Raw genomic sequence first — 4,212 nt, forward strand, 5'->3', positions numbered from 1 at the left:
GAGATGCCAAAGAATCTGCTCATGTGCTTGATCATCGCGGCTGTCCTGGTGACAGTGATGAACAACTTCTCCAGCCCTAACGAGCCGCAGACCCTCAACTATTCCGACTTCATCCAGCAGGTCAAGGATGGCAAGGTCGAACGCGTAGCGGTTGATGGCTATGTGATTACCGGCAAACGCAATGACGGCGACAGCTTCAAGACCATTCGTCCGGCGATTCAGGACAATGGCCTGATCGGCGATCTGGTCGACAACCACGTTGTGGTTGAAGGCAAGCAGCCTGAACAGCAAAGCATCTGGACCCAGCTTCTGGTGGCCAGCTTCCCGATCCTGGTGATCATCGCGGTGTTCATGTTCTTCATGCGCCAGATGCAGGGCGGTGCCGGCGGCAAGGGCGGGCCGATGAGCTTCGGCAAGAGCAAGGCGCGCCTGCTCTCCGAAGATCAGGTAAAAACCACGTTGGCTGACGTTGCCGGTTGCGACGAAGCCAAGGAAGAAGTGGGCGAGCTGGTTGAATTCCTCCGTGATCCGGGCAAGTTCCAGCGCCTGGGCGGTCGTATTCCTCGCGGTGTGCTGATGGTCGGTCCTCCGGGTACCGGTAAAACCTTGCTGGCCAAGGCGATTGCCGGCGAAGCCAAAGTGCCGTTCTTCACCATTTCCGGTTCTGACTTCGTCGAGATGTTCGTCGGTGTCGGTGCCAGCCGTGTGCGTGACATGTTCGAGCAGGCGAAGAAACACGCGCCTTGCATCATCTTCATCGACGAAATCGACGCCGTCGGTCGCCATCGTGGCGCCGGTATGGGTGGTGGTCACGATGAGCGTGAGCAGACCCTCAACCAGTTGCTGGTTGAGATGGACGGCTTCGAAATGAACGACGGCATCATTGTTATCGCTGCAACCAACCGTCCTGACGTACTCGACCCTGCGCTGCTGCGTCCGGGCCGTTTCGACCGTCAGGTTGTGGTCGGTCTGCCGGATATCCGTGGTCGCGAGCAGATCCTCAAAGTACACATGCGCAAAGTGCCGATGGGTGACGACGTCGCTCCGGCCGTGATCGCACGTGGTACTCCGGGCTTCTCGGGTGCTGACCTGGCTAACCTGGTCAACGAAGCGTCGCTGTTCGCTGCACGTAGCGGCAAGCGCATCGTCGAGATGAAAGAATTCGAACTGGCCAAAGACAAGATCATGATGGGCGCCGAGCGCAAATCGATGGTCATGTCCGAGAAAGAAAAGCAGAACACTGCTTATCACGAAGCGGGCCACGCCATTGTGGGTCGCGTCGTGCCTGAGCATGATCCGGTCTACAAGGTGTCGATCATCCCGCGCGGTCGTGCGCTGGGTGTGACCATGTTCCTGCCGGAAGAAGATCGCTACAGCCTGTCCAAGCGCGCACTGATCAGTCAGATCTGCTCGCTGTACGGCGGCCGTATTGCTGAAGAAATGACACTGGGCTTCGACGGTGTCACCACCGGTGCTTCCAACGACATCATGCGTGCCAGCCAGATTGCACGGAACATGGTGACGAAATGGGGCCTGTCGGAAAAACTCGGTCCGCTGATGTACGCCGAAGAAGAGGGCGAAGTTTTCCTAGGTCGCGGCGGTGGCGGTCAGGCGGCCAGCTTCTCCGGTGAAACAGCCAAGCTGATCGACTCCGAAGTGCGCAGCATCATTGATCAGTGCTACGGCACGGCCAAGCAGATCCTCACGGACAACCGTGACAAGCTCGATGCCATGGCTGACGCTCTGATGAAGTACGAAACGATCGATGCTGAACAGATCGACGACATCATGGCCGGTCGCACACCTCGCGAACCTCGCGACTGGTCGGGTGGCACGGGTACACCGCCGCCTCCGGTTGTTCAGGATGAGCGTCCGGAAACACCGATTGGCGGTCCGGCTGCTGACGTTTAAGGTTTGAAATGACTTTTGCACAGTCCCTGACCCGGTTGCCTTGCGGCAACCGGGTTCTTGATTTGGCCCATACGCATGTCATGGGCATTCTCAATGTCACTCCCGATTCCTTTTCCGACGGTGGTCGATACAGCCAGCTCGACGCGGCCCTGCGCCACGCCGAAGCCATGGTCGCCGCCGGTGCGACGCTGATCGATGTTGGCGGCGAGTCGACTCGCCCCGGTGCGCGTGCGGTCTCGCCGCTGGAAGAGCTTGAGCGCGTCGCGCCGATCGTCGAGCTGATCAATCGCGAGCTCGATGTGATTATCTCGGTTGATACCTCGACGCCCGCGGTGATGCGCGAAACGGCGCGGCTCGGTGCTGGTCTGATTAACGATGTCCGTTCATTGCAGCGTGATGGTGCACTGGATGCAGCAGCGGCGACTGGTTTGCCGGTGTGCCTGATGCATATGCTGGGTGAGCCTGGTGACATGCAGGACAATCCGCACTATCAGGATGTCACTCGGGAAGTCGGTGAGTTTCTCGCCGAGCGCATGACGCAATGTGCGGCTGCCGGTATTCCTGCCGAGCGAATCATTCTCGACCCGGGGTTTGGCTTCGCTAAAACCCTGCAGCACAATCTAAGCTTGTTCAAGCACATGGAGGCCCTGCATGCGTTGGGCCGGCCGCTGCTGGTGGGCGTTTCTCGTAAGAGCATGATTGGTCATGCCTTGAATCGTCCTGTGGGTGAACGACTTTTTGGTGGCCTGGCGCTGGCAGCGCTGGCTTCTGTCAAAGGTGCGCGTATATTGCGCGTCCATGATGTGGCGGAGACGGTAGACGTGGTTCGGATGATCGCGGCCGTGGAATCAGCTGAATAAGAATGATGGAGCGCATATGAGCAAAAAATACTTTGGTACCGACGGCATTCGTGGTCGTGTCGGTGTTTATCCGATCACTCCTGAGTTCATGCTCAAGCTTGGCTGGGCTGCCGGCATGGCGTTCCGCAAGATGGGCGCCTGCAAGGTGCTGGTCGGCAAGGACACGCGGATTTCCGGCTACATGTTCGAATCGGCGCTTGAAGCCGGCCTGACTTCGGCGGGTGCCGATGTGATGCTGCTGGGCCCGATGCCGACGCCGGCCATCGCTTATCTGTCACGTACGTTCCAGGCTGAAGCCGGCATTGTGATCAGTGCCTCGCACAATCCGCACGACGATAACGGTATCAAGTTTTTCTCCGGCAAAGGCACCAAGTTGCCAGATGAGCTGGAGCTGATGATTGAAGAGTTGCTCGACACACCGATGACGGTGGTTGAGTCGAGCAAGATCGGCAAGGTGTCGCGTATCAACGACGCATCCGGTCGTTACATCGAGTTCTGCAAAAGCAGTGTGCCGACCGGTACCAGCTTCTCCGGGCTGAAAATTGTTATCGACTGCGCCCACGGTGCGACCTACAAGGTAGCGCCTAGCGTGTTCCGCGAGCTGGGTGCTGAAGTGGTGGTGCTGTCGGCGCAACCTAATGGCTTGAACATCAACGACAACTGCGGCTCGACCCATATGGGCCAGTTGCAGGCGGCGGTGCTGGCTGAGCATGCTGATCTGGGTATTGCCTTCGATGGCGACGGTGATCGCGTGTTGATGGTCGATCACACCGGTGCCATCGTTGATGGTGACGAGTTGTTGTTCATCATCGCCCGTGACCTGCATGAGCGCGGCAAACTGCAGGGCGGCGTAGTCGGTACACTGATGAGCAACCTGGGTCTTGAGTTGGCGCTGGCGGAGCTTTCAATTCCGTTTATTCGTGCCAATGTCGGCGACCGCTATGTGATTGCTGAATTGCTCGAGCGCAATTGGCTGGTTGGTGGTGAAAATTCGGGGCACATCGTTTGCTTCAATCACACCACGACCGGTGATGCGATCATCGCGGCGTTGCAGGTGCTGATGGCGCTCAAGACCCGTAACGAAGGTCTGGCGCAAAGCCGTCAGGCGCTGCGCAAGTGCCCTCAAGTGCTGATCAACGTGCGTTTTGGCGGCGGCGATAATCCGCTGGAGCATCCTGCTGTCAAGGAAGCCGGTGCGCGTGTAACCCAGGCAATGGCGGGTCGTGGTCGTGTGCTTTTGCGCAAGTCCGGGACAGAGCCTCTGGTGCGCGTCATGGTCGAAGGTGAGGACGAAACCCAGGTTCGCAGCTATGCCGAAGAACTGGCAAAACTGGTAACTGAAGTTTCTGCCTGATTCGGCTTGCAAGGCATGATTGTGTTGGGTAACATCTGCGCCCACTTTGACCGACGAGGTACAGCATGCGTCGCCCTATGGTAGCTG

At 58.4% G+C, this 4,212-nt stretch carries 3 protein-coding genes; all 3 read left to right on the forward strand.

Annotated features, from left to right (window positions below; translation table 11 throughout):
• The first annotated feature begins 3 nt into the window (after positions 1-3).
• From ftsH to glmM, 3 genes are read left to right on the forward strand one after another with little or no spacing between them, the layout of a single operon-like run.
• Positions 4-1,911: an ATP-dependent zinc metalloprotease FtsH gene (gene ftsH / locus ACIP1X_RS27750; RefSeq protein ID WP_400755865.1), complete on the forward strand. Its 1,908-nt coding sequence runs from the start codon at positions 4-6 to the stop codon at positions 1,909-1,911.
• 8 nt (positions 1,912-1,919) lie between these two features.
• Positions 1,920-2,771 carry a dihydropteroate synthase gene (gene folP / locus ACIP1X_RS27755; protein WP_400755863.1) on the forward strand — a complete coding sequence of 284 codons (852 nt, stop codon included), beginning with the start codon at positions 1,920-1,922 and terminating at the stop codon, positions 2,769-2,771.
• A 16-nt stretch (positions 2,772-2,787) separates the two neighbouring features.
• Positions 2,788-4,125, forward strand: a complete 1,338-nt coding sequence (glmM, locus tag ACIP1X_RS27760) for a phosphoglucosamine mutase (RefSeq protein WP_400755864.1) — start codon at positions 2,788-2,790, stop codon at positions 4,123-4,125.
• Positions 4,126-4,212 lie beyond the last annotated feature (87 nt).

Source organism: Pseudomonas sp. NPDC088885 (assembly GCF_044750025.1).
In the GTDB taxonomy this organism is placed as follows: domain Bacteria; phylum Pseudomonadota; class Gammaproteobacteria; order Pseudomonadales; family Pseudomonadaceae; genus Aquipseudomonas; species Aquipseudomonas rustica.